This window comes from Providencia sp. UF-183, assembly GCF_058246155.1.
Genome location: NZ_JBSICD010000004.1, coordinates 120,679 through 146,607, shown reverse-complemented (window position 1 = coordinate 146,607; position 25,929 = coordinate 120,679). Strand labels below are relative to the sequence as shown.

General features: G+C 39.5%; 17 protein-coding genes and 2 tRNA genes. 11 read left to right on the top strand and 8 right to left on the bottom strand.

Going from position 1 to position 25,929, the window contains the following annotated elements:
* Positions 1 to 6: 6 nt before the first annotated feature.
* Entirely contained in the window at positions 7 to 1,248 is a 1,242-nt protein-coding gene (locus AC4IFT_RS04935; RefSeq protein WP_490731311.1) for an NRAMP family divalent metal transporter, read from the bottom strand.
* Between the two features lie 411 nt (positions 1,249 to 1,659).
* Between AC4IFT_RS04935 and AC4IFT_RS04930 the strand changes: the two genes are divergently transcribed.
* Entirely contained in the window at positions 1,660 to 2,322 is a 663-nt protein-coding gene (locus AC4IFT_RS04930) for a GntR family transcriptional regulator (RefSeq protein ID WP_490750743.1), read from the top strand.
* A gap of 582 nt (positions 2,323 to 2,904) precedes the next feature.
* Positions 2,905 to 4,212, top strand: coding sequence for a glutamate/aspartate:proton symporter GltP (gene gltP, locus AC4IFT_RS04925; RefSeq protein ID WP_490731315.1), 1,308 nt, complete (start codon positions 2,905 to 2,907; stop codon positions 4,210 to 4,212).
* A gap of 802 nt (positions 4,213 to 5,014) precedes the next feature.
* Here the strand turns inward: gltP and AC4IFT_RS04920 are convergent.
* From AC4IFT_RS04920 to AC4IFT_RS04910, 3 genes are all read right to left on the bottom strand, one after another.
* Positions 5,015 to 5,539 carry an AAA family ATPase gene (locus AC4IFT_RS04920; RefSeq protein ID WP_490731317.1) on the bottom strand — a complete coding sequence of 175 codons (525 nt, stop codon included), beginning with the start codon at positions 5,537 to 5,539 and terminating at the stop codon, positions 5,015 to 5,017.
* 480 nt (positions 5,540 to 6,019) lie between these two features.
* Positions 6,020 to 6,095: transfer RNA gene (locus tag AC4IFT_RS04915), tRNA-Thr, on the bottom strand.
* A 5-nt stretch (positions 6,096 to 6,100) separates the two neighbouring features.
* A tRNA-Ser gene (locus AC4IFT_RS04910) sits at positions 6,101 to 6,188 on the bottom strand.
* A 214-nt stretch (positions 6,189 to 6,402) separates the two neighbouring features.
* Here AC4IFT_RS04910 and rcsD point away from each other — a divergent pair.
* Together rcsD and rcsB are read left to right on the top strand one after the other, a co-directional pair.
* A complete protein-coding gene (gene rcsD, locus AC4IFT_RS04905) occupies positions 6,403 to 9,078 on the top strand; it encodes a phosphotransferase RcsD (protein WP_490750808.1) in 2,676 nt (891 codons plus the stop codon).
* 1 nt (position 9,079) lies between these two features.
* Positions 9,080 to 9,730, top strand: coding sequence for a response regulator transcription factor RcsB (gene rcsB, locus AC4IFT_RS04900; protein ID WP_490750742.1), 651 nt, complete (start codon positions 9,080 to 9,082; stop codon positions 9,728 to 9,730).
* A 54-nt stretch (positions 9,731 to 9,784) separates the two neighbouring features.
* Here the strand turns inward: rcsB and rcsC are convergent, their stop codons facing one another.
* Positions 9,785 to 12,628, bottom strand: coding sequence for a two-component system sensor histidine kinase RcsC (rcsC, locus tag AC4IFT_RS04895; RefSeq protein ID WP_490731321.1), 2,844 nt, complete (start codon positions 12,626 to 12,628; stop codon positions 9,785 to 9,787).
* A gap of 160 nt (positions 12,629 to 12,788) precedes the next feature.
* Positions 12,789 to 15,389 (bottom strand): DNA topoisomerase (ATP-hydrolyzing) subunit A, encoded by a 2,601-nt coding sequence (gene gyrA, locus AC4IFT_RS04890; RefSeq protein WP_490731323.1) that lies wholly within the window; start codon positions 15,387 to 15,389, stop codon positions 12,789 to 12,791.
* A gap of 285 nt (positions 15,390 to 15,674) precedes the next feature.
* Between gyrA and ubiG the strand changes: the two genes are divergently transcribed.
* The 4 genes from ubiG to yfaE all read left to right on the top strand — a co-directional run bounded on the left by ubiG (position 15,675) and on the right by yfaE (position 20,462).
* Positions 15,675 to 16,397 carry a bifunctional 2-polyprenyl-6-hydroxyphenol methylase/3-demethylubiquinol 3-O-methyltransferase UbiG gene (gene ubiG / locus AC4IFT_RS04885; protein WP_490731325.1) on the top strand — a complete coding sequence of 241 codons (723 nt, stop codon included), beginning with the start codon at positions 15,675 to 15,677 and terminating at the stop codon, positions 16,395 to 16,397.
* A 359-nt stretch (positions 16,398 to 16,756) separates the two neighbouring features.
* Positions 16,757 to 19,048, top strand: a complete 2,292-nt coding sequence (nrdA, locus tag AC4IFT_RS04880) for a class 1a ribonucleoside-diphosphate reductase subunit alpha (RefSeq protein WP_206082326.1) — start codon at positions 16,757 to 16,759, stop codon at positions 19,046 to 19,048.
* Positions 19,049 to 19,059: 11 nt separating this feature from the next.
* Positions 19,060 to 20,196, top strand: a complete 1,137-nt coding sequence (gene nrdB, locus AC4IFT_RS04875; RefSeq protein ID WP_219247242.1) for a class Ia ribonucleoside-diphosphate reductase subunit beta — start codon at positions 19,060 to 19,062, stop codon at positions 20,194 to 20,196.
* Between the two features lie 2 nt (positions 20,197 to 20,198).
* The gene (gene yfaE / locus AC4IFT_RS04870) at positions 20,199 to 20,462 is read left to right on the top strand and encodes a class I ribonucleotide reductase maintenance protein YfaE (RefSeq protein ID WP_490731329.1); all 264 of its coding nucleotides are present in this window, start codon (positions 20,199 to 20,201) and stop codon (positions 20,460 to 20,462) included.
* A gap of 75 nt (positions 20,463 to 20,537) precedes the next feature.
* Here yfaE and AC4IFT_RS04865 read toward each other — a convergent pair whose 3' ends face one another.
* On the bottom strand, positions 20,538 to 21,878 hold the full coding sequence (locus tag AC4IFT_RS04865) for an anaerobic C4-dicarboxylate transporter (RefSeq protein WP_206082329.1): 1,341 nt from the start codon (positions 21,876 to 21,878) through the stop codon (positions 20,538 to 20,540).
* Between the two features lie 481 nt (positions 21,879 to 22,359).
* On the opposite strand from AC4IFT_RS04865, the gene tyrP reads away from it, so the two are divergent.
* From tyrP to AC4IFT_RS04850, 3 genes are all read left to right on the top strand, one after another.
* Entirely contained in the window at positions 22,360 to 23,508 is a 1,149-nt protein-coding gene (tyrP, locus tag AC4IFT_RS04860; protein WP_490731331.1) for a tyrosine transporter TyrP, read from the top strand.
* Positions 23,509 to 23,745: 237 nt separating this feature from the next.
* A complete protein-coding gene (locus AC4IFT_RS04855) occupies positions 23,746 to 24,705 on the top strand; it encodes an Rpn family recombination-promoting nuclease/putative transposase (RefSeq protein WP_490750741.1) in 960 nt (319 codons plus the stop codon).
* 189 nt (positions 24,706 to 24,894) lie between these two features.
* Positions 24,895 to 25,089, top strand: coding sequence for an Rpn/YhgA-type helix-turn-helix domain-containing protein (locus AC4IFT_RS04850; protein ID WP_490750740.1), 195 nt, complete (start codon positions 24,895 to 24,897; stop codon positions 25,087 to 25,089).
* Between the two features lie 149 nt (positions 25,090 to 25,238).
* Here AC4IFT_RS04850 and AC4IFT_RS04845 read toward each other — a convergent pair whose 3' ends face one another.
* Positions 25,239 to 25,781, bottom strand: a complete 543-nt coding sequence (locus AC4IFT_RS04845; RefSeq protein ID WP_353243150.1) for a YfaZ family outer membrane protein — start codon at positions 25,779 to 25,781, stop codon at positions 25,239 to 25,241.
* Between the last annotated feature and the right edge of the window lie 148 nt (positions 25,782 to 25,929).

The following is a 25,929-nucleotide window of genomic DNA, read 5'->3' as shown; positions in this document are numbered from 1 at the left end:
CAAGGGTTATTTCAGGTAATTAAAAATAGCAGTAACGGACATGGCCGCCATATACCACGTTAGCGCACAGGTCACGATCCCCGACCAAATTAACCAACGCGGATAATGATAACCCGGCATCAAATCTGCACGTCTCCATGCGATGTACACAAAAATGGTTAAACCAAGGGGTAGCACTAAACCGTTAAACCCACCCGCAAATACTAACAATGCAGCCGGAGCGGTACCCATTGATAAATAGATGGCCAACGAAATCGTGATAAAGACAATGGTAGCAACGTTGCGCTGTCTTTCAGTTATAGATGTTTTGAATACTTTCAAGAAGCTCATTGAGGTATATGCCGCACCAATAATACTGGTCAACGCAGCGGCCCATAAAATCAAACCGAAAATACGCAGACCAAAATTACCTGCTGCCGCTTGGAACGCTTGGGATGCAGGGTTCGCAGCTTGCCCTGAAAGATCGATTGTTACGCCGCTTGCGACGACGCCCAAAATCGCTAAAAATAAGACATAACGCATCAAACCAACAACTAAAATGCCTTTTGTTGCCGCACTCGATACAACATGGATGTTTTCAATGCCGACCGTTCCCTTATCTAATAAACGGTGTGCACCGGCATAACAAATATAGCCCCCGACAGTTCCGCCAACAATCGTTGTGATCATGGCGAAATCAATAGTATCTGGCATCACGCTTTGTTTTAATGCCTCACCGACAGGTGGGTTAGAAACAAACATCACATACAGCGTTAATGCTATCATCGCCAAACCTAGACCAATCATTAAGCGATCGATAAAGGTACTCGCTTTACGAGATGAGAAAATGTAAATCCCCAATAACCCGCTAATGAGCCCGCCCCATTTTGGATCAAGCCCCACTAACGCATTGAGCCCCAACCCCGCCCCTGCAATATTTCCGATGTTAAATACCAAACCACCAAAAATCACCAGCACAGCCAAAACATAACCACTTCCGGGAATTGTTGCGTTGGCGATTTCAGAAGAGTGCGTTTTTGTTAATGTCACCACTCGCCAGATATTTTGCTGCACAATAAAATCAATCACGATTGACGCTAAGATCCCAAAAGCAAAAGCTGCGCCTAATGCGACTGTGAATGTTGCGGTTTGGGTAATAAAACCAGGCCCGATTGCAGACGTCGCCATCAAAAAGATGGCACTAATCAACGAAGAACGGCGACTTTTCACATACTCAGCAGTGCTTGGTGCGCTTTCTTGAGCTGCCATATACGTACTCCTCTATGCTTATTGTTTTAATTATTTGTGTCGTTATAGATGTTGTTATTGCGATTATCACTCAGGCAATTATCGTGCCATTGTTCTACTTGTTAGAATAATTGTTAATTCATTTTTAATAGATTGTTGAACAATTAGTATGAGATGCCGAATAAACAATCAATAAAAATCGTTATCTGTGATTTAAAAATCAAGGCGAGATCACTTTTTTAACAATTAAAGCGAAGAACACGTGATGCCCCTACTTGGCATGCACTAATTCAGTGCAATTTAGGCCACTTTCACTATATGGGTGCAAATCTTGGGATGCACCTTGATGTTTTTGAAAGGAAACTTGCCGCCTAAACGTGAATATGTGAATATAGCCGCTTCATTATTCATCAAATTCAAGTGTGCTTTTTTATGAAAAAAACGCCTGTTGCCCAAACCTTGTCAGTCACGATTGCAGAAGTTATCCGCGCTAAAATCACCGTTGGGGAAATGACACCAGGACAGCGCTTATCTGAAGCAACACTCAGTGAGGAGCTTGAGATCTCACGTAATACCCTTCGTGAGGTTTTTCGCGTGTTAACTCAAGAAGGGTTATTGACCTATGCACCAAATAAGGGCGTTTTTGTGTCAATTCCCGATATGGCGGCGATTATTGATATTTATCATGTTAGGCGACTGATTGAATGTAATGCACTGGAACACGCCTATCCGTTACATCCTGCTGTTCAAAAAATGAAGGATGCGGTTTGTGATGCGCGTAAACATGAAAAAGTTGAGGATTGGATTAGTGTGGGTACTGCCAATATGAAATTTCATACTGCGATTGTCGAATTAACCGATAGTGAACGGCTTATTAAGCTTTATCGAAATGTCTCCGCTGAACTGCGTCTCGCTTTTGGCCATCTTAATGACCCTAAAATTTTATATGCCCCTTATATTGATAAAAACCAATTTATCCTTGAGCTACTTGATGAAGGCCATAATCTTGAAGCCGCAAATACCTTACGTAGCTACCTTGATTTATCTGAGCGAACGCTATTGGCAGCTTATAAACGCAGCCAAACCTCGTTTTAATTTCGTCTTTTCTTCCAATTTACTTCTCTCTTTCCTTCTCCCAATTACTGTAGATTAAATTTTTCACTCATTTTCACATTACAAAAATTTGAGTGAATCATTTTATTCTTACAATAAAATTTTTTACTGGTATTACAGTAAGGTAAGTTTAAATTTATAAAGTAGAAAACTCTGCATTGTTAATTAATCACATTCTTATCTTTAATTTTAATATTCTATTTATATCGTCATGTAATAAAAAAAGTGCTTTTGTTTGCTTTTTTTATCTAATCTAGTTTTATTTTTACCCAACCAACCAATTTTTAACAAAAAAGACACCAGAATAAAACACTTTCATTTTTTTAATATACTTCAAAAATTAACTTTCTCATGCCATAGGAATTCACATCAAACAATAAAATGCTACAATTTATTGACATTTAGCGCATTTATTTAACAACAGTAACGATTTGATATAAATTACTTGCTGAAATTACTCAAATAAATCGAGTTAACAGTTGTAGTTTTCTCGAATATTCGCTATAAAATTTACGATAATAAAAAAGCACACATAAAAATTATTAATATAAATGAGATTCCATTATGACATTAAACCAAGTGACTAATAAGAAGCCCTTTAAATTTGGCCTAGGATGGCAAATACTGGTCGCTCTTATTTTAGGTGTTATTGCTGGTGCGCTTTTGCATGACAATACAGAGTACAAAGATTGGCTTATTTTAAATATCCTTTCTCCCGCGGGTAAAATATTTATCCAGTTGATTAAAATGATCGTTGTCCCTATTGTTATCTCAACGCTCATCGTAGGTATCGCTGGTGTCGGCAATACAAAACAGTTAGGTTCTCTCGGTTTCAAAACCATTCTCTATTTTGAAGTGATTACCACAATTGCTATTATTGTCGGTATTTCTTTCGCAAATATATTTCAACCGGGTGTTGGCATTGATATGTCTCAGCTCACCCAAGTCGATATTTCTCAATACGAAAAAACAACGCAAGAAGTCGAAAGCCACCCATCCGGGATTATCAATACCATTCTCACTTTGGTTCCTAGCAATATTTTTGCAGCGATGGCGAGTGGCGATATGCTTCCGGTCATCTTCTTTGCGGTTATTTTCGGTTTAGGACTATCATCTTTACCTGCTGAGAAAAAACAACCACTGCTTGATGTATTACAGACCTTCTCTGAAACCATGTTCCGCGTCACTAATATGATCATGATGTATGCACCAATCGGGGTATTCGCACTGATCTCAGTTACTGTTGCAAACTTTGGTTTCTCATCATTGGTGCCGTTACTTAAACTGGTTATTCTTGTTCACTGCGCAATTATTTTCTTTGCGGTGGTGGTTTTAGGAATTGTTGCACGCTATTGCAAAATTAATATTTTCACGTTAATGAAAATATTAAAAGACGAACTTCTGTTAGCCTATTCCACCGCAAGTTCTGAAACTGTACTTCCACGCATCATGGACAAAATGGAAAAATACGGCGCACCAAAATCCGTAACCAGTTTTGTTATTCCTATCGGTTATTCATTTAACCTCGATGGTTCTACCTTATACCAAAGTATTGCAGCAATATTTATCGCCCAGCTCTATGGTATTGAATTATCCATAGGGCAAGAACTGATACTCGTATTTACCCTGATGATCACCTCAAAAGGTATTGCAGGCGTTCCTGGGGTATCATTCGTTGTACTGCTTGCCACTTTAGGCAGTGTAGGGATCCCACTTGAAGGCCTTGCATTCATCGCAGGTGTCGACCGTATTTTAGATATGGCACGTACGGCCCTCAACGTTGTTGGTAATGCATTAGCCGCGCTCGTTATTGCTAAATGGGAACATAATTACGACATCAAAAAAGCACGTGAATATGAAAATACTTTTTAATTAAAGTTAAAAAGGTTGTTACGATAAAAAACCCTCTTTCATAATTAAAGAGGGTTTTTTATTACTATTAAAATAATATAGCCTTAGTATACTTAACTTCACATCGTTATTATTACAATATTTCTTTTATATATTTCCCTCACGGCAATCTAGTTAAAAACACCTATTTTTTATTTTATTTTTCTTTTTTTTAAAAAATTTACTTTTAGTCATTGGAATTTTTTTGATATTGTTACTACGCTATATGTTGTATTAATTTCTTTATATGCCTTGTTAGTCTGAGCAGGAAACAATGAATCAAATAAGAAGATTTCTTTTATTTTTAAAGGTGCTTCAACACCTAATGGTTATTTTTGTATTTTCATTATCCTATTTTATGCTACACAGCTGGTTCTAACAAAAAAAGCCTCGTCATCTAACGAGGCTTTTCTTTCATTTAATATAAGTGCATTTACTTAAGAGCGATTTTCCTGTTAATAATGCTTTTTTATCTCACTCAGTAGAATTTATATTTTTATCATACCTATATTACAATGCCATATATCTTATTCCTACAATAGTGTGTGAGATCTACAGTAAGCACGCGCCTGAATCTAACATTATTCTCTTTTGCTTTTCATTATTTTACAAAACTCAATCTAATTTTAACTATGACTTGCAAAAAATGACGTTCTATAGCGTATAACTAATCCTATGAGTTAATCCTAGTAGTACCATCCCTTTAAGCCCCAACACCAGGGGCTATTTTTTTAAAAGTCACCTATCCCTTGACTAAAAACTTTTTTTAAAAAAAATTGTTAGGTCATAGTGTTTTTGGGATTGATTGGGTGTACTTAAAATTCTTAACAACCTCAATAATATTTATTTTATTCGCGTTTACCGTAACTTTTTTCAAACCAAGCTCAGGGTGTAATACAAAAAACGCCTCTAATCTAGACTCAAATTCTTTAGTAAAAGATAATAACTCACAGGTGTTTTTCCACGTTTCTTTTGGGCTCTTCCCTGTAAGGCGAGCAAAGACAAAACGTTTTATAATACGACCTACACAAATGTGATGAGATTCTGTTAAATGAATAATTAGCATACAGTCATTAAAAAATGGTAACAGTCGTTTATCATAGGCTCCCTCAACGATCCACTCTTCCTGTAATAATATATCTGAAACCCGAGACTGAATGATATCAGGGGAATTCTTTCTGTATTCATCCCCTGTTTTGTCCCAATAAATATCATCATACTCATACATGGAAATATTAAATTCTTGGTAAAGCCTTTTTGCTAACGTTGTTTTTCCAACGCCTGATGTGCCAATAATACAAATTTTCATAGACTCCCCTTAAGAAATCTATCCTGCCTCAATCGGTGATTTAAGGCTAACAATAAAAAATTAAGTCACTTCTGTTATATAAGGCCTTCTTTTACTTGAGCGTGTAACACACTCATTATCTGTAGCAATAAATTACTCACTTACAATGTGTTGTTCAAATTAAACACCTCTGATTACATGAAAATAGCTTATAAATCAAACAACCTCACTCACAGATTGCTTTATGAGGTTTTATAATAAATAAAGCACGTGAAGTGAAATACTTAGCAAAAGGTGACCCAAAGCTCGAGGGGCTTGAGAATATAAATCAAGAGACATATGCGTTCTCCCTTCCCGTTAGAAGAAGTACAAAATTTAAGTTAATACTCTTTTTAGCGATGATAGAACCAAACAACCCATCGATAACTAGATATGATTCAACGAGATGAATCATAAGCAAGAAAAAACCCGTTAACTCTTTCGAGTTAACGGGTTCTTATTTGGTGCCGGCTACCGGAGTCGAACTGGTGACCTACTGATTACAAGTCAGTTGCTCTACCAACTGAGCTAAGCCGGCTAATTTGGCGGAGAGATAGAGATTCGAACTCTAGGATGGTTACCCATCGGCGGTTTTCAAGACCGCTGCCTTCGACCGCTCGGCCATCTCTCCATGGGGCGCGATTATGGAGGAATCCCGCCCCCTTGTCTACCCCTGAAAGTAAAAAAATTGCTTTTTTTAATTCGTTTGGCTAATCTTCACTCAATTGTTCTCTATTTGCCAATAAAAATGGTAATATCTGTGCAAAATCGCTGCCAATGATTATTCTAGGCGTATGATTTTTAATCTAATAATAAATTTTGCCGATGGGACCGCGTACTCAAGTATGTACAAACAAACATTATTAAAACCTAATGCCCTTTCTCGCATTTTTGCTGTATTTATTCTGTTATTAATCGTGATGCTTTCATTATCACTTTTTAACTACTACCAAGAATGGGTGAAAAGCCGTCAAACTGCCCTAGCCAGTATGGCATCAAGGTTAGCTTTTCAAATTGAAGACTACCGTTATCAAGCAAATCATATTTATAAACTCGCAAATGATAAATCGATAGTCCCAACAATCGACTCCCTATCAACGATGGAAATGCGCCACGACATTTATTGGCTAAGCAGCGCAAATCAAACAATCGATGCCATTGTGTTTGGTCCAAATAAAACGTCCAGTAAAGAGCTTGCAGCTAAGTTAGCTAACTATATGGAGATTGTTTGGGGAGCTCGAAATGAATATAACTCTATGTATTACCTTAACGGGTTAGATAACACCCTCGTTCTTGTCACCACTCATTCCGTTCTTAAGCCTGAATTACGCTTTAAAGAAAGCTATTTAACCCTCACAGCTGAAGAAAAGCGCGCGGATATGTTGGCTCAATCAACATTACTCGATCGGCGAGAAATCATCTCAAATGTGCAAAAGTATTCGCCTGAAAATGTTTATTACTATACCTACCGTCTTATGTTTAACTCGCCGGGTCAATTAACGAGTGTCATTTCATTTGATATTTCAATGAATTCATTGATCCCTTCCTCTTTGAATGGGGATTTTTTTACCATTAACTCTCGACCTGCAAGTACTGGTAGTACTGGCTCTCATTCAACTTTATCAGGTACTAAACTCATATTCTCGCAACCGATAGAGGGAAGTGGCTATCAGCTTTATTACCATATTTCTTTGAAAACCATTATTTTTAATATTATCAGCTACAATTTTTGGCTAATCACTTGCATGATTGCGATGATATTTTTAGCCATTATCACCTTAATCTTTCTTCGTAAACGTCTGATTTCACCAAATACGTCGATGTTACAAGAACTACGATTTAAAGAATCGCTAAATAACGACATTATCAATCGAATCTCGTATGGCATTTTGGTTTACGACTTTAATACCAATACAAAAATACTCAGTAATCACCTTGCTAACCAATTACTACCATCAATGGATTTGGTTCATATTAAAGATATGGCTATGGATAACCATGACTTTATCCAAGTCTCTATTGAAAATAACATTTATGAAGTGGTACTTGTAGAAAGCGAAACTTTGCCTAATGCCGCGCTGTTTATCATTATGGATAAAGATAAAGAAGTGCTTACCCAAAAGCGCCAAGAACTCGCTACACGAGAACACAAAAAGAATATTCAAATGCGTAGGGCCATATTTGAGAATATGTGCCAGGAAATCCTGCCTGCACTCACCACTATTGATAAGCAATTTTCTCAGCTTGCTTTATCTACAACGCTTACTGAGCATTCTCAACTCAAACAAATTGAAAACCAGCTATTTGCCATCCAATCATGGTTTAAAAATATATCTTTGCTTAATCAACTTGAATCCCAAAAAACATTACTGAAACCTGAAATGTTGGCTATTAGCCAATTCATCAGCCAATTTCTTAAGCAAAACCTGTATCAAGTTAATAGTAAGGGACTATCCCTCTATTTTCATAATAATGTGAACCCAGACTCGCTTATTCAAGTCAACCCAACTTACTTACAACACTTATTACAACTAATTTGGGATTATTCTCTTGCCACCACCTCTTTTGGAAAAATGACTTTCACGCTATCTTATGATGAAGAGAAACATCTTGTCAGTCTAAATGTCAGAGATAGTGGAACAGGCTTGAAAAACCAAGAGCTTAGTAATATGCAGAACCCGTTTACCTCTCAAGTGGTTAACACTTCTCAATTCACACGTTCTGGAATGACGCTGTATTTATGTAAGTTATTAGTCAAAAAAATGAATGGGACACTTTCTATCCATTCTAGTGATGCGATTGGCACACACTATGAGATTTCACTGCCTGCGATTAATGAAACAATAGTACGGGAATACCCTGCATTATTAGAAGATACCTATATACGCCTAAATATTCACAATGCAGATATTTCTCTAATAGTCAGAAACACCCTATCCAATTATGGTGCAGAATTTCTTGATTTAAGTGAAAGTACAACGCAGCCCAATTGGGATCTGTTAATCACAGATAACAATGAAGAACCCTTTGAATATATTGTAAAAGTTGATGGATGTACTTCAGCGCCAAATAAGGTAAGCAACAACTATATTGAAGTAAACTATAACTTCGCTGATGAACTTATTGATGCCATTTCATTACTAATTGAAAATGCCAATACTCATGAGTTAGATGTTACACCAGTGGTTTTAGCTACTCCCTCACAAGATTCAATTGATAAAACTATTTCCACCTATCAAATCGCTTTAGCGAATAGTGGTTATAAAGATTTGTTTATCACAACAGTACCGATAGATATTAATAAACTGTATAATAGTGAAAGTGTTGAGGATTTGACCGAATTGAAAAACACTGCACATCGTTTAAAAGGAGTTTTTGCTATGCTCGAGTTTACAGTTCTTCATCAGCTTTGTGAGGACTTAGAGGGCTACATAGCAGATGAAAACGGACTTGAAATAAGAAATTGCATTAGAGATCTGGATAATTCAGTCAAAAAACTAATGCCAGAAGGTAACCAATAATATGAATAACCTAAATGTCATTGTTGCCGATGATCATCCTATTGTTCTTTTCGGTATCCGAAAATCACTTGAGCAGATCGAATGGGTGAATATCGTAGGTGAGTTTGAGGATTCGACCTCTTTGATTAATAACTTAGCACGTCTGAATGCTGACGTACTCGTTACTGATTTATCTATGCCAGGTGATAAATATGGCGATGGTATTACACTAATTAAATATATTAAACGCCATTATCCCGACCTTTCAATCATTGTTCTGACGATGAATAATAACCCAGCTATCTTAAGCGCTATTCTTGAGCTGGATATTGAAGGTATTGTGTTAAAACAAGGTGCACCAGCTGATTTACCTAAAGCACTCGCAGCGTTACAAAAAGGTAAGAAATTTACGCCAGAGAGCGTCAGCAAGTTATTAGAGAAAGTTAATGCAAGTGGATACGGAGATAAACGCTTATCACCAAAAGAAAGCGAGGTGTTACGTTTATTTGCAGAAGGATTTTTGGTCACTGAAATTGCTAAAAAACTGAATCGTAGCATTAAAACAATCAGTAGCCAGAAAAAATCTGCGATGTTGAAGCTGGGTGTTGAGAATGATATTGCTTTACTCAATTATCTCTCATCTGTGAGCATTGATAACTCATCTTCAGAGTAATAAATACCAGCACTTCTAAACGATAAAAACCCGATTGCGGGTTTTTATTTTTTCTTAGCAAAAACGTGTTAGTGTCTCACGTAAAATTGATATCGTTGTTGGCTTAGATAAACAATCATTCATCCCTGCATCAATACAGCGCTGCTTCTCTTCTGCCATTGCGTTTGCTGTCAATGCGATAATAGGCAAAGTATTCCCCAAACGGCGCAGTTCCCGCGCAAGCTGATAGCCATCCATATTTGGCATATTGACATCTGATAAAACAAGATCAGCATGATTACTTTTCAAATATTTCAATGCATCTAGCCCATCTATTGCCGTTCCTGTACTAAAGCCAATACTCGCAAGTTGCTCACTCAGCAACATACGATTAATTGGATGGTCGTCTACAATCAGAATATGGTATTCACTTAATCGGCAGTCAGCCTCAATTAATTCATTTGTGCTTTGATTTTTTACATTTTCTTCAGCAACTTTAACAAGCCATTTGTCGATAAGTACCGGTAACTTATCAAGTTGGAAAGTATTATAAATCCACCTGTTTGGACTAGACTCATAAAACTCCCCCGCATAAAAGCTGGAAAGGTTGATTTGTTGCCTACTTTGTACTTCATCAATATGTGGGTAATCTGTGATAAGTAAATCATAGACAGCCTTTGTATCTACTTCATTCCCCATCACAATAACGAATTTTGCATCACCTAATAAACGCGATAAAAAGTTCATCAAAAATGTATTTTTACATAAGATAGCAATACGGTAACTGGCACGATAATCAGGTATGACTTTTTTAATATATTCCTGTCCATACAATGGGATTCGTATTGTGAAAGAGCTTCCTAGACCATGCTGAGAGCTGACTTCTATATCTCCATCCATCAAGTTTATCAATTTTTCACAAATGGCCAGACCTAACCCTGTCCCTTTATGTCCCGTATTATTTTGATCGTAAACTTGAAAAAATGGGTCAAATAATTGCATGACAACTGCTTGTGTCATCCCTATCCCTGAATCACGGATTTCAATTTTTAAATAATTATTGTCTTTCCAGACATAGAGTAATACAAACCCCGACTGCGTGAATTTTATACTATTATTGACAATGTTAGAGATAACTTGCTGCAAACGCACTGCATCATTCAAAATTAAATCTGGAATATCAGGTTCAATGTATGAATACAGCGAAATTCTTTTTTTAGTTACTAATGGAAGATAATTAGCTAATACAAAGGCAAAAATCTCACGGCAATTAAACAGTTTATTTTCTATTTTTAGCTGCTTAGACTCTATTTTAGAAAAGTCTAAAATATCACTAATGATTTGCAGCAATAATGCTGACGAATTATCCATTGTAGAGACCAAACGAGTCGCTTTCTCTGATAATTCATAGCGTTGTAGTAATTCAATATTCCCAATAATGCCATATAGCGGCGTTCTTAACTCATGACTAACCGTTGCCAAAAACATAGATTTAGCATGGTTAGCCTGTTCTGCAGCATCCGCGACATCTTGCAGCGATTTTTCCATTTGTACACGGATACTAATATCTATCAGAACACAAATCGCCACATCTTCATTTTGATAGCGAGAATTGACGAAACTAATTTGTAAGTGCGTCCCGTTGGTTGTCACCACATCTATGTAATTACTGGTTTTTTGGCGAATGATAGTAAGAATGCGCAACTTATCATCGTCATTGAGTAACCTAAAATAGTCATGTGCTAATTCATTACTCAGTATATTACCGCCATCTGTTAGCCTTAAGATAATGATACCAACAGGTGCGGAAGCAACAATCTTATGGTTAAACTGTTCATGTTCTTCCAAGCGGATCGCTGTATTGGCAGCAGGCTCCAACATTTTTCTTTCGAGCAACCAGATCAAGAAAAACAATAAAACCCCAGTAAAAATATTCAGCATTGCGCCATAAAATATGGTGCTTTCAAGGTTAGATATAATATCAGAGGTGGAAATTGAGAAAAAAACGGTTATTTGCGCAGGCAAAAGCCGTTTTTTAAAGATCAACTTTGAGTAATCTGAATTAAAACCAAAAAAAGTAGGTTCAGAGATAGCCAATAATGCTGAATTTTTGGGATTTGGTTCAGTTGAAGAATATAAAACAGGTTGATTATGAGAATTTACCACCATAATTTCGATGGATTTGCTTTTACTAATATTAAACTGATTTAAATTTATCGCACGTTCAATACCAATAAACCCTGTCACAACCCCCGAATTCTGTATTGGTTGGATCAAATAAATTTGGCCATTATCGGATTGAGCACCATGGACAATAGTATAAAGATTGCGCTCCTTGCCTTGTAATTTTAGGCTTTGATAAGAACGCGCGCTTTCGTAACCGACTTTTTTGAGCATTTCTATATCAGAAACAGTTGAGCGAATTGGGTAGTCCACTAGGCAATAGCTTTGGGAACCAATTAAAAAAACATGGTTTAACCCTTGAGGCGCGGCAATACTATCTTTCCAAAAATAGTTTAGCTGTTCAAAAGCCAGCAAATACCGTTGGGAACGGTATTGAAAATAGTCACAATCAGAGTTTAGCGTCAACTTATAAAAGGAATAATTTGCAGAGCCGGGTAACGACATGAACTCAGGCTCACTCTCATTCGTCTTTTTATACTCATCCAGTTTGCCCCGATGCTGCTCAGTCATCGATTGAATAGCTTGTAGCGTTTCACCGGTTTGTTGAATATAGGATTGTAAGCTTTCAAACCCTGAATTGAATTGCTGACGAATATCAGATTTGTATTCATTAAATTGCGAATAGAGGAAAAATAACGTAATAAAAGCGCCCATGCCCCATAACATCAAGCCGAGGATACGAAAAAGATCCCGTGACAATCTTAATGATGTTTTAAATGAGGGTAGATATCTCAAGCGATTTCCTAGTTATTCTATATCACAGTGATTAATTATACTCGATTACAATATTAAAAAACGATAAACATGAAAAGGGATAAAAATGAATAGCCCAAAAGAGAGAAATAAAACGGGCAGCCATCTCTGAGCTGCCCGTTGTGTCAGTTAAACGCGCTGTTTATTCTTGATCAGTGATATTTGCATCATCAGCACCATTTTCGTCGGTACTTTCATCTGCATTTTCATCATCTTCAGTTTCAGCAACACGTTGCAATCCAACCACTTTTTCATCTTCAGCCGTTCTAATCAAGGTCACGCCTTGTGTATTACGGCCTACAACGCTCACTTCAGAAACACGTGTACGAACTAACGTTCCCGCATCGGTGATCATCATGATTTGGTCAGTGTCATCCACTTGAATTGCCCCCACAACGCTCCCGTTACGCTCACTCACTTTAATGGAGATAACCCCTTGAGTTGCACGAGATTTTGTTGGGTATTCAGCTTCTTCAGTACGCTTACCATAACCATTTTCGGTCACGGTTAATATGTGCCCTTCACCGCGTGGGATAATTAATGAAACAACTTTATCGTCGTCCATTAATTTAATACCCCGAACGCCCGTTGCAGTACGACCCATTGCACGCACAGCATCTTCAGCAAAGCGAACCACTTTACCTTGAGCAGAGAACAGCATGACTTCGTTAGAACCGTTGGTTAAATCAACACCAATCAGTTCATCCCCTTCATTGAGGTTCACAGCAATAATACCGGCACTTCTTGGACGGCTGAAATCCTGTAGAGGCGTTTTCTTCACCGTACCGCTCGCAGTAGCCATAAAGACGGTGTAGCCCTCTTCGTACTCACGCACTGGTAAAATCGCGGTAATACGCTCATTTGGCTCCAGTGGCAATAGGTTAACGATAGGACGACCACGTGCACCACGACTCGCTTCAGGTAATTGATACACTTTCATCCAATACAGACGTCCACGGCTTGAGAAGCACAAAATGGTATCGTGGGTATTGGCAACTAGTAAGCGCTCAATAAAGTCTTCATCTTTCGTCCGTGCCGCTGATTTACCTTTACCACCACGGCGTTGTGCTTCGTAATCTGTCAGAGGTTGATATTTCACATAACCTTGGTGAGATAAAGTCACAACTACATCTTCTTGATTGATAAGATCTTCAATGTTGATGTCAGCAGTGTTTTCAGTGATTTCAGTGCGGCGTGGATCATTGTAAGTGTCACGAATAATTTCTAACTCTTCGCGGATCACTTCCATTAAGCGCTCTGGGCTTCTTAAGATAAACAGCAGTGCTTCAATTTGCACTAACAGTTCACGATACTCTTCCAGTAATTTCTCGTGCTCAAGGCCAGTTAATTTTTGCAGACGTAAATCAAGGATAGCTTGTGCTTGTTGTTCAGTCAGGAAGTATTGACCGTTATGAACACCAAATTGCTCTTCAAGCCACTCTGGACGCGCCGCATCATCACCTGCACGTTCAAGCATTGCAGCCACATTACCCAAATCCCAAGAGCGCGCAATCAGCCCTGCTTTTGCTTCAGCAGGCGTTGGTGCTTTACGGATTAATTCAATAATCGGGTCAATGTTAGCTAGTGCAATGGCTAATGCTTCAAGGATGTGCGCACGGTCACGTGCTTTACGCAGTTCGAAAATCGTACGGCGTGTCACCACTTCACGGCGGTGGCGAACGAAGGCAGCGATAATATCTTTCAGGTTTAAGATTTTTGGTTGGCCTTGGTGTAAAGCAACCATATTAATACCGAAAGACACTTGCAGTTGAGTCAATGAATATAAGTTATTTAGAACAACTTCACCCACCGCATCGCGTTTGATTTCAATCACAATACGCATACCGTCTTTGTCAGACTCGTCACGTAATGCACTGATACCTTCAACACGTTTTTCTTTAACTAATTCAGCAATTTTTTCAATCAGGCGCGCTTTATTCACCTGATAAGGAATTTCGCTGACAATAATGGTTTCGCGACCATTTTTTTCATCGACTTCCACTTCGGCACTGGCACGGATATAGACCTTACCACGACCCGTTTTATACGCGTCGATAATACCACGACGACCATTGATAATAGCCGCTGTTGGGAAATCAGGCCCTGGAATATGCTCCATTAAGCCTTCGATACTAATATCTTCGTCTTCTATATAGGCAAGACAACCATTGATTACTTCGCCTAAGTTGTGAGGCGGAATATTGGTTGCCATCCCGACAGCGATACCTGATGACCCATTAACCAGTAGGTTAGGGATCCTCGTTGGCATGACTTCAGGAATCTGCTCTGTACCATCATAGTTTGGAACGAAATCTACGGTTTCTTTTTCAAGGTCCGCCAGTAACTCATGGGCAATTTTCGCCATACGGATTTCCGTATAACGCATTGCGGCTGCGGAGTCCCCGTCAACCGAACCAAAGTTCCCCTGACCATCTACCAGCATGTAACGCATAGAGAAAGGCTGAGCAAGACGAACAATTGTCTCGTAAACAGCGCTATCACCATGTGGATGGTATTTACCGATAACGTCCCCGACTATACGGGCAGATTTTTTATAGGGTTTATTCCAATCATTTCCCAGTACATTCATCGCAAAGAGTACTCTACGGTGTACTGGCTTCAGTCCATCACGAACATCTGGAAGCGCACGGCCGACAATAACGGACATTGCGTAATCCAAATACGAGCTTTTCAGCTCTTCTTCGATATTGACTGGGGTGATTTCTCTGGCAATCTCGCTCATGGAACCACTGTCCCTCATAACTTCGGATTCAAAGAGTAGAACTATACCACAATTCGCCAATTTAATAAAAATAAGAGACGGGTATTTGTCTTTCAAGCTATGTATAATAGCGGAAAATTAAGTTTATGTGTCCGAAACTTGTGGGATTATTCATTAATAACTGCCTTAAGTGCATTATTGTCTAGATTATGACCATCAATGTCTGACGGACACCTATTACCGCGCCTAATTCGTATCATCTTAATAGGCAATAACGGTCATAGGGTTAAAATAGGAGTTTTATCAATGAGTGATACCCAAACACCAACATACTTGAATGTCGATAAGCAAGAAATCGAGAAATTTGAATCCATTGCATCACGTTGGTGGGACTTAGAAGGGGAATTTGCCCCCTTGCACCGCATTAACCCATTACGTCTTGGCTACATCATGCAACGTGTTGAGGGTATTTTTGGTAAAAAAATTCTTGATGTCGGTTGTGGCGGCGGTATTTTATCTGAAAGCATGGCGCGTGAAGGTGCAGAAGTCACGGGTCTTGATATGGGTGCAGACCCGCTGATGGTCGCTCGCTTACACTCTCTCGAATCGGGTATTCCTGTTGAATATGTTCAAGAAACTGTTGAACAACACGCTGATAAACACCCTCAAGCTTACGACATCGTCACTTGTATGGAAATGTTAGAGCACGTTCCTGATCCGCAATCCGTTGTAAGAGCCTGTGCAAAATTAGTTAAGCCGGGTGGTCATGTGATTTTCTCTACCATCAATCGCAATAAAAAAGCGTGGCTGATGGCGGTCGTTGCCGCTGAGTATGTCATGAAGATGGTTCCGAAAGGCACTCATGATGTGAATAAGTTTATTCGCCCTTCCGAATTAATCGGTTGGATTGATGGAACACAGCTAAAAGATAAGCATATCACGGGCTTACATTATAATCCTATCACTGATAAGTTCTGGCTAGGGCCAAATGTCGATGTGAATTATATGCTCCATACAATTAGTGAGTAGTTAAGTAATCACGAAAAGAATAAATCGCAAGCAGTACGTTTAAGAAATCAGCAAACGGTCTAAGTTTACAAAATTTATTTTAGTCATCATGTCGGAAGCCTTTTTTTTATTAGTCCCTTTTACCATGCAGCTTACCGACATGATCACTTTTCTTATCCAACCAGTTATCCACAAGATCCCGTCAATTTGTTCACTTGATAAAATCGCATATTAACATTATCTTGTTATTGTCTACTCAACAAACTACTACATATAGTAGTGAAGCTAAACTAAACAATACTAGTCTCATGGTATTTAACCATGAGCTTTTTTATGTTTGCAGCACACTATTTTGTAGTTCAACCAAGGTGTACTTACTCATGAACCAGAGTCTGTTAGTCACAAAACGTGACGGACATAAAGAACGCATTGATCTCGATAAAATCCACAAGGTAATCACCTGGGCCGCGGAAGGCCTAAGTAACGTATCTGTTTCACAGGTGGAGTTACGTTCTCAGATTCAGTTTTATGATGGGATCAGAACGTCTGATATTCACGAGACGATGATCAAAGCGGCTGCCGACTTGATTACTGGTGAAACGCCAGACTATCAATACCTTGCTGCGCGTCTGGCTATCTTTAACTTGCGTAAAAAAGCCTATGGCCAATTTGAGCCACCAGCACTCTATACGCATGTAAAACGCCTTGTTGAAATGGGCAAGTATGATAAGCATTTGCTGGAAGACTACACTCAAGCAGAGTTCGAGCAAATGGACGGTTTTATTGACCATTGGCGTGATATGAATTTCTCCTACGCGGCTGTTAAACAGCTCGAAGGGAAATATTTAGTTCAAAACCGTGTAACGGGTGAGATCTACGAAAGCGCGCAATTCCTCTACATTTTAGTCGCGGCTTGTCTGTTCTCCCATTATCCAAAAGAAACCCGCTTGGACTACATTCGTCGTTTCTATGATGCGGTTTCAACATTTAAAATTTCTTTACCTACGCCAATTATGGCGGGGGTACGTACACCAACTCGTCAGTTCAGTTCTTGTGTTCTGATTGAATGTGGTGACAGCCTTGATTCCATCAATGCGACATCAAGTGCGATTGTTAAATACGTTTCTCAGCGCGCTGGAATTGGCGTGAATGCTGGCCGTATCCGTGCATTAGGTAGCCCAATTCGTGGCGGTGAAGCTTTCCACACAGGCTGTATTCCGTTCTACAAGCACTTCCAGACTGCGGTTAAATCTTGCTCTCAAGGTGGTGTCCGTGGTGGTGCTGCAACCTTATTTTATCCAATTTGGCACCTTGAAGTTGAAAGCCTGTTAGTCCTGAAAAACAACCGCGGGGTTGAAGGTAACCGAGTTCGCCATATGGACTACGGTGTGCAATTGAATAAATTGATGTACGAACGTTTGATTAAGAACCAAGACATCACCCTATTCAGCCCTTCAGATGTCCCAGGTCTGTATGATGCATTCTTTGCAGACCAAGATGAATTCGAACGTTTATATGTGCAATATGAACAAGATGAGACTATCCGCAAATCCAGCGTTAAAGCAGTTGAGTTGTTCTCATTAATGATGCAAGAGCGTGCGTCAACAGGCCGAATTTACATTCAAAACGTTGACCACTGTAATACGCACAGCCCATTTGACCCACAGGTTGCCCCTGTCCGTCAATCTAACCTGTGTTTAGAAATCGCGCTGCCAACTAAACCATTGAATAATATCAATGATGAAGAAGGTGAAATTGCATTATGTACACTGTCTGCATTTAACTTAGGTGCGATTGATAGCCTTGATGAATTAGAAGAGTTAGCCATCCTAGCGGTTCGCGCATTGGATGCCCTACTCGACTACCAAGACTACCCAATTATTGCAGCTAAACAAGGCTCTATGGGGCGCCGTACATTAGGTATTGGTGTGATTAACTATGCCTATTACTTAGCGAAACACGGTGTTCGTTATTCAGACGGTAGCGCAAATAACTTAACTCACAAAACCTTTGAAGCTATTCAGTATTACCTGTTAAAAGCATCAAACGATTTAGCGAAAGAGCAAGGTGCCTGCCCGTGGTTCAATGAAACGACCTATTCTCAAGGCGTATTACCTATCGATACCTATAAAAAAGAACTCGATAAGTTAACCAATGAACCACTGCATTACGATTGGGAAGCGCTGCGTAAAGATATTCAGACTTATGGTCTGCGTAACTCAACACTGTCTGCATTGATGCCTTCTGAGACATCATCACAGATTTCTAACGCAACCAATGGTATTGAGCCACCGCGCGGCTACATCAGTATTAAAGCGTCAAAAGACGGCATCTTACGCCAAGTAGTGCCAGATTACGAAAACCTGAAAGGGGCTTATGAACTGTTATGGCAAATGCCATCTATCAGCGGCTACCTGCAACTCGTTGGTATTATGCAGAAATTTATCGACCAGTCGATTTCTGCAAACACAAACTATGACCCAACTCGTTTCGAGAGCGGCAAAGTACCAATGAACCAATTGCTAAAAGATTTATTGCTCGCCTATAAGTTTGGTGTGAAAACACTTTACTACCATAACACCCGTGATGGTGCGGAAGATGTTCAGGGCGATCTGGAAGAAGTTGTTGAGTCAGCAGATTCCGATTGTGAAGGCGGCGCGTGTAAAATTTAATAGGAATTGTTATGTCACATACATATACAACATTTTCACAGAAAAAAAATGACCAGATGCAGGAGCCGATGTTTTTCGGCCAACCTGTTAACGTGGCACGCTATGATCAGCAAAAGTACCCTATTTTCGAAAAGCTGATCGAAAAGCAATTGTCGTTTTTCTGGCGTCCTGAAGAAGTTGACGTCTCTCGCGACCGTATTGATTACAATGCGCTGCCAGATCACGAAAAACACATTTTCATCAGTAATCTGAAATACCAAACGCTGCTTGACTCTATTCAGGGTCGCAGCCCTAACGTGGCATTACTGCCACTGATTTCGATTCCTGAGCTGGAAACCTGGGTGGAAACATGGGCATTCTCTGAAACCATCCACTCACGTTCATACACACATATTATCCGTAATATCGTGAATGACCCGGCGATTATTTTTGACGATATCGTTGAAAATGAAGAAATTTTAAAACGTGCGAAAGATATCTCTGGTTATTATGATGACCTCATCGAAATGACCAACTATTATCACATGTTCGGTGAAGGCACACACAACTGTAACGGGAAACAAATCACCGTTTCATTGCGTGCGCTGAAAAAACAATTATACCTGTGCTTAATGAGTGTTAACGCACTGGAAGCAATCCGATTTTATGTCAGCTTTGCCTGTTCATTCGCATTCGCAGAACGTGAGCTAATGGAAGGTAATGCTAAAATTATCAAGCTGATTGCACGTGATGAAGCTTTACACTTAACAGGCACTCAACATATGTTGAACCTGTTACGCTCAGGCCAAGATGACCCTGAAATGGCAGAAATTGCCGCAGAGTGCGAGCAAGAATGCTATGACTTGTTTGTGCAGGCAGCAGAGCAAGAAAAAGAGTGGGCAGATTACCTGTTCAGTGAAGGTTCAATGATTGGCCTGAATAAAGATATTCTGTGCCAATATGTCGAATACATCACCAACATTCGTATGCAAGCTGTTGGCCTAAAACTGCCATTTGAAGGTCGTTCTAACCCTATCCCATGGATCAATGCATGGTTGGTATCAGATAACGTTCAAGTGGCGCCACAAGAAGTTGAAGTCAGTTCTTATTTAGTCGGTCAGATTGACTCTGAAGTCAATACCGATGATTTGAGCGACTTTGAACTGTAAGTATGGCCAGTCATAAAATCACCCTGCGTACGACGCAGGGTGTGCATGTCCCCTACCATGCTGACGTTCATTCGTGTTTACTTGAAGCGCTTGAAGATAGTCGTATACCTGTGGAGTATCAATGCCGTGAAGGTTATTGCGGTTCTTGCCGAGTAACATTATTGCGCGGGAAAGTGGGTTACAAACGCAAACCTCTGGCATTTGTGCAGGATGGGGAAATATTACCCTGTTGCTGTCACCCTCTGACTGATATCGAAATCGGCTAATATAATAAGCGATTGCACCATTTTCTAATGCAATCGCTTTTCTATCTATTTATCCTAATTGATGCGCTCTACCTATTATAGATAGCCATAAAGCGCGGCAAATACCCAACCAAATACGCAGGATACACCGACCCCAATTAATCCCGGTAAGATAAAACTATGGTTAATAACAAACTTACCAATACGCGTTGTTCCAGAGCGGTCAAATTGAATCGCTGCTAGGTCACTTGGATAAGTCGGTAAAATATAGTAACCATAACACGCCGGTGCTGACGCAATAATATAAGCAGGGTCAACACCAATTCCTAACGCGATAGGCACAACCGCTGCCAAAGCCGCCGCTTGCGAGTTAACAAACTTAGAAACCAGTAATAAGATAACCGCATATGCCCACGGGAAGTCTTTCACTAACGACCCCAAGGTGCTTTTAATTTCATCCATATGAGCGCCGAACATGGTTTCTGCCATCCACGCGATACCATATACCGCCACAATCGCAATCATCCCTGAACGGAATACTTCATTTTTTGAAATTTGCCCTGGGTTAGTTTTACAGATAATGATGATGAGCGCACCTGCCAGCAACATAAACATCTGAATCACTAAAACCATTGATAGCGGCTTGCCATTCACTAACGGCCTTAACTCAGAGAATGCGCCTAGTAATGCGACAACGACAATGGATGCTAAGAAAATCCACATCGCGACCCAGTTAATTTTTGGCAGTTTTTTGTCAAGCAGTGTCACACTGCCGCCATACACGTAGTCGTGGTTTTCAGGAACAGAGATAAACTCTTGGAATACAGGGTCTTTATCGAGATCTTTCCCTCTAAACCAGCTAAAAATACCAATCGCTAAAATACCGATTAAGGTTGAAGGGATAGTAATCGCCAATAAATCGAGGAATTCAAGAGACTTGCCATTGATTGTCACACCATTAAGCATGGCAACTAAGGACACAACCGCAACAGACACAGGGCTGGCAATGATCCCCATTTGTGCACCTATGCTACTTGCCGCCATCGGTCTTTCAGGTCGAATATTATTTTTAATCGCCGCATCATAGATGATAGGTAAAATGGTGTACACCACGTGCCCTGTACCACACAAAATGGTTAAGATACAGGTAACGAAAGGTGCCACAATAGAAATGTATTTTGGGTTTTTTCGTAATAATCGTTCTGCAATTTGCAGCATGACATCCAAACCACCTGATGCTTGTAACGTTGCTGATGCGGCAACAACAGCAATAATCACAAGCATAACATCAACAGGTGGTTTTCCTGGTGGCAAGCCAAATCCAAAAACCAAGATGACAAGACCGACACCACCAAGCAGCCCTAATGCCATCCCCCCTTTTTTTGCCCCATAGAACAAGCAAACAAGAATAATGGCGAGTTGAATCATAAAGTCCATAGTTCCATCCTTTTATATGTATTTGCCTCCTATTATCGAGATGATTTTCAAGCATTAATTTGATTTATGATAATTTAAAAACCAATATAGTTTTATTTTTGTTGTATTTATTCTGTTCATATCACACTATTTTTCTTAAGTAACTGACATACTAATCAGTTCAGTCTACACCCCTAAAAAATCAATGAATTACTTGCCTTTTTTTAACAAATCTCTCAAATTAAATTTACCATTAGTTATCTTTATTCATCATTTTTTCTTGAGTAATTAACCTTTTTTTTATTAGACGATTTCCTTCCTTTTCTCACTCAAATTAATGTAAATATATATTTACACCATCTGTAATTTACATTTGACACAATACGCACAATCGCATAATCTGCATCACTTATTAATTATTCAGATTCAATTAGAGGAACTTGTGAAGAATCGTACCCTTGGCAGTGTGTTAATCGTTGCAGGAACAACAATAGGTGCAGGGATGCTGGCAATGCCACTGGCCGCTGCAGGCGTCGGTTTTACAGGCATAGTCTGTTTGCTTGTCGGATTATGGATGTTAATGAGCTATACCTCATTATTGTTAGTTGAGGTCTACCAACATAACCCTGCAAATATGGGCTTAGGGACTGTCGCAAAAAAATATCTTGGTCCAGCAGGGCAAATCGTCACTGGCTTAAGTATGTTGCTGTTAATGTACGCGCTCACAACCGCTTATATTGGTGGGGCCGGTGTATTGATTTCTGACAGCTTATCCTCTTGGTGGGGTGTTAAAATTACGCCAAGCACTGCTATCATTCTATTTACTGTGGTGGGTGGTGCAGTCGTCACAATCGGGACCCACTCTGTTGATTTTATTAACCGTATTTTATTTACGGCTAAAACCATTTTTATGGTGATCATGATTTTTGTCATGCTCCCCCATGCAGAAGCGGTCAATTTAAGTACGATGCCCATCGAAAAAGGCCTAGTTCTTGCCGCTATTCCCGTTATATTCACCTCATTTGGCTTCCATGGTAGTGTTCCTAGCTTAGTGAACTATATGAATGGTGATGTGCGTAAATTACGTATGATTTTCATCACAGGTAGTGCAATTCCTCTTGTTGCCTATATTCTGTGGCAAATCGCTACATTAGGTTCAATACCATCTCATACATTCTTAGGTATTTTGGCTCAAGAATCAGGCCTCAATGGTTTGTTAACCGCAGTACGTGATGTGGTCGCTAATCCGCGTGTTAACTTAGCCGTCAGCTTATTTATGGATTTAGCCCTAGCAACCTCTTTCTTAGGTGTGGCATTAGGCTTGTTTGATTACCTTGCCGACTTGTTCAAACGCAGTAATCATTTTGTTGGTCGTATTCAAACCAGTTTGTTGACCTTTGTTCCACCCTTGTTGTGCGCTCTGTTTTATAGCAGTTTCGTGCAAGCCTTAACATATGCGGCAGTTGCATTATCTGTTCTTGCTTTAATTATCCCTGCTCTTCTCACTATGCGTGTTCGCAAGGTGGAAGCTAAAGGTGGGTATCGCGTTAAAGGTGGCACACCCGTTTTAGCAATAATCTTACTCTGTGGTGTCGCTGTTATCGCTATCCAATTTTCCATTGTCGCGGGCTTCCTACCAAACGTCGGTTAATGAACTGCCCGATTAGGCCCCGAGCTGAATAACATCAATTTGGGGCCTTTCTTTTATTTGTAATCCCCATAAATCAAATGCATCCTCCCCTATTTTTTAATCTTTTAACATTCATTATTAGCAAATAAAGCAAAATTTTTTTCTTTTATTACGCTATATCACAGTTAATAATACCGAAAAGACAATCAAGCCCTCTTACTTTATTGTAGTTAATAGATAAATGAGGGAGCGAGTTGGATGCAAAGAAAAAGTGTTTCTGCTGCGCATGACGCAGCATTTAAGGGATTCATGACAAACATTGATAGTGCACAAGACTTCTTTGAAATTCACTTACCTGAACATATAAAATCACTATGTGATTTCAATACATTAGCACTCACAAACTCATCTTTTATTGATAAACAATTACGCTCCCGCTTATCTGATGTTTTATATTCTGTTCAAACTACACACGGGCAAGGGTATCTTTATTTACTCGTTGAACACCAATCTACCCCGGATAAATTAATGGCATGGCGCTTAATACATTACGCTTTTTTAGCGATGAACCAGCATATGCAACAAGGAAATACCGCGTTACCGCTTGTAGTACCCGTTCTTTTTTACCACGGGGGTCGCTCCCCCTATCCACATTCTTTATTATGGACTGATTGCTTTCCCCTCTCTAAGATAGCAAATAAGCTATATACGGAGCCTTTTCCTTTAGTCGATGTCACGGTTATAGACGATAACGAGTTAGTGAATCACCGTAAAGTCGCAGTGATGGAGCTGGCCATGAAACATAAATATTTACGTGATGAGTTCCAGCGGGTTCTTCCACTTTTAGCACAAGCGCTCAATAAGCACTATAATAGCGATAGCGATGTGGTTACCATCCTTAATTACCTATTTATTGCGTTGGATGCCACAAACTTTGAAGAAGTCGTTCAAACCTTAGAAGAGCAAACAGACCAACATAGGGAGACTATTATGAGTATTGCACAGCGCCTACAAAATAAAGGCCGCCAAGAAGGTATTCAACAAGGCAGAGAAGAAGGTAGAGAAGAAGGCAGAGAAGAAGGCAGAGAAGAAGGCAGAGAAGAAGGCAGAGAAGAGGCCAAGATCACTATGGCTGCACAGCTGCTTAAAAATGGCGTTAGTCCCGAAATCATCATGAAAAGCACGGGGTTAAGTCACGATATTCTATCCACACTATGATAATACTATCGACACTCAATTTAAAAACATGATTAAACAGAAGAAAAAACAATAAGTTAAATTATGATTTTATATGACTGTCATGTAATTACTAACCTTAATTACCTATTTATTGCGTTAGATGCCACAAACTTTGAAGAAGTCGTTCAAATCTTAGAAGAGCAAACAGACCAACATAGGGAGACTATTATGAGTATTGCACAGCGCTTGCAAAATAAAGGCTGCCAAGAAGGTATTCAACAAGGTAGAGAAGAAGGCAGAGAGGAAGGCAGAGAAGAGGCCAAGCTCACTATGGCTGCTCAGCTGCTTAAAAATGGTGTTAGCCCCGAAATCATCATGAAAAGCACAGGGTTAAGCCGTGATATTTTAACTTCATTACAGTAATACCCTAGGGTCATATGAACATCTGAGATAAATAACCAAAAAGATAATCATTTGCTTTAAAAGTATTTAATTACAGCCAAATAAAAAATATGCCCCTAGCAGCAAGTTTTGCATAAGGAACTAAGGGCAATAAACATTAGATGACAATACTAGAATGAAAGACCAGCGCCTAAATAAAGGCCATCGGCAATTTTCTCATTCGACTTATTGTGAGAGCCTTTCATTTCAATTACACGGTAACCCGCATCAATAGATAACGGTTTAAATACGGTATAACGAGCCCCCGCTTTCGCTTCAACGTAAGACTTGCTACCCGAAGTCAGTGACTCTGGCGCGCCATAAGCTTCACCATAAATATTCAGTGAAGGCAATGCCTGCCAATTTAAACCACCGCCCACTGCTAATGCTGCGCCACTGCTATTATTATCTGGCGATAAATACAAACCTTTACCCCCAACATACGCAGCAAAAGGCCCAACAGGGAGGCCGAATGTAGCCCCTAAACTTCCCATCTGACCATCATGATCACTACGTGCCCAAGAACCATTAAATGCAAGGCCTGCATTTTGATTACCTAAGCCTGCTGATAATTCAGTATAGTGTTTACCTGCTTGTGCGCTCACAGATACTGCTTGAGCAGAATTCATAAAAAATGGGGACATGGCCGCCACTAATAACACAACTTTGCGCATTATTTTATCCTCTTGAAATTATTACCTACGGATATTACGCGATTTACACCCGTTTCTCAGCCTAAATTACTCAGATTTACGCAACCTATTCAGCCAAAAGATAATTTCATCCCACTGAAATATTAAAAAATCCCACTTATCTCACATT

Coding starts and splice junctions, on each gene's coding strand:
- ubiG (WP_490731325.1), top strand. CDS start 15,675: ATGAGTGATACCCAAACACCAACATACTTGAATGTCGATAAGCAAGAA.
- rcsB (WP_490750742.1), top strand. CDS start 9,080: ATGAATAACCTAAATGTCATTGTTGCCGATGATCATCCTATTGTTCTT.
- gltP (WP_490731315.1), top strand. CDS start 2,905: ATGACATTAAACCAAGTGACTAATAAGAAGCCCTTTAAATTTGGCCTA.
- AC4IFT_RS04845 (WP_353243150.1), bottom strand. CDS start 25,781: ATGCGCAAAGTTGTGTTATTAGTGGCGGCCATGTCCCCATTTTTTATG.
- AC4IFT_RS04850 (WP_490750740.1), top strand. CDS start 24,895: ATGAGTATTGCACAGCGCTTGCAAAATAAAGGCTGCCAAGAAGGTATT.
- nrdA (WP_206082326.1), top strand. CDS start 16,757: ATGAACCAGAGTCTGTTAGTCACAAAACGTGACGGACATAAAGAACGC.
- AC4IFT_RS04920 (WP_490731317.1), bottom strand. CDS start 5,539: ATGAAAATTTGTATTATTGGCACATCAGGCGTTGGAAAAACAACGTTA.
- yfaE (WP_490731329.1), top strand. CDS start 20,199: ATGGCCAGTCATAAAATCACCCTGCGTACGACGCAGGGTGTGCATGTC.
- AC4IFT_RS04865 (WP_206082329.1), bottom strand. CDS start 21,878: ATGGACTTTATGATTCAACTCGCCATTATTCTTGTTTGCTTGTTCTAT.
- gyrA (WP_490731323.1), bottom strand. CDS start 15,389: ATGAGCGAGATTGCCAGAGAAATCACCCCAGTCAATATCGAAGAAGAG.
- AC4IFT_RS04930 (WP_490750743.1), top strand. CDS start 1,660: ATGAAAAAAACGCCTGTTGCCCAAACCTTGTCAGTCACGATTGCAGAA.
- rcsD (WP_490750808.1), top strand. CDS start 6,403: ATGTACAAACAAACATTATTAAAACCTAATGCCCTTTCTCGCATTTTT.
- AC4IFT_RS04935 (WP_490731311.1), bottom strand. CDS start 1,248: ATGGCAGCTCAAGAAAGCGCACCAAGCACTGCTGAGTATGTGAAAAGT.
- tyrP (WP_490731331.1), top strand. CDS start 22,360: ATGCTGGCAATGCCACTGGCCGCTGCAGGCGTCGGTTTTACAGGCATA.
- nrdB (WP_219247242.1), top strand. CDS start 19,060: ATGTCACATACATATACAACATTTTCACAGAAAAAAAATGACCAGATG.
- AC4IFT_RS04855 (WP_490750741.1), top strand. CDS start 23,746: ATGCAAAGAAAAAGTGTTTCTGCTGCGCATGACGCAGCATTTAAGGGA.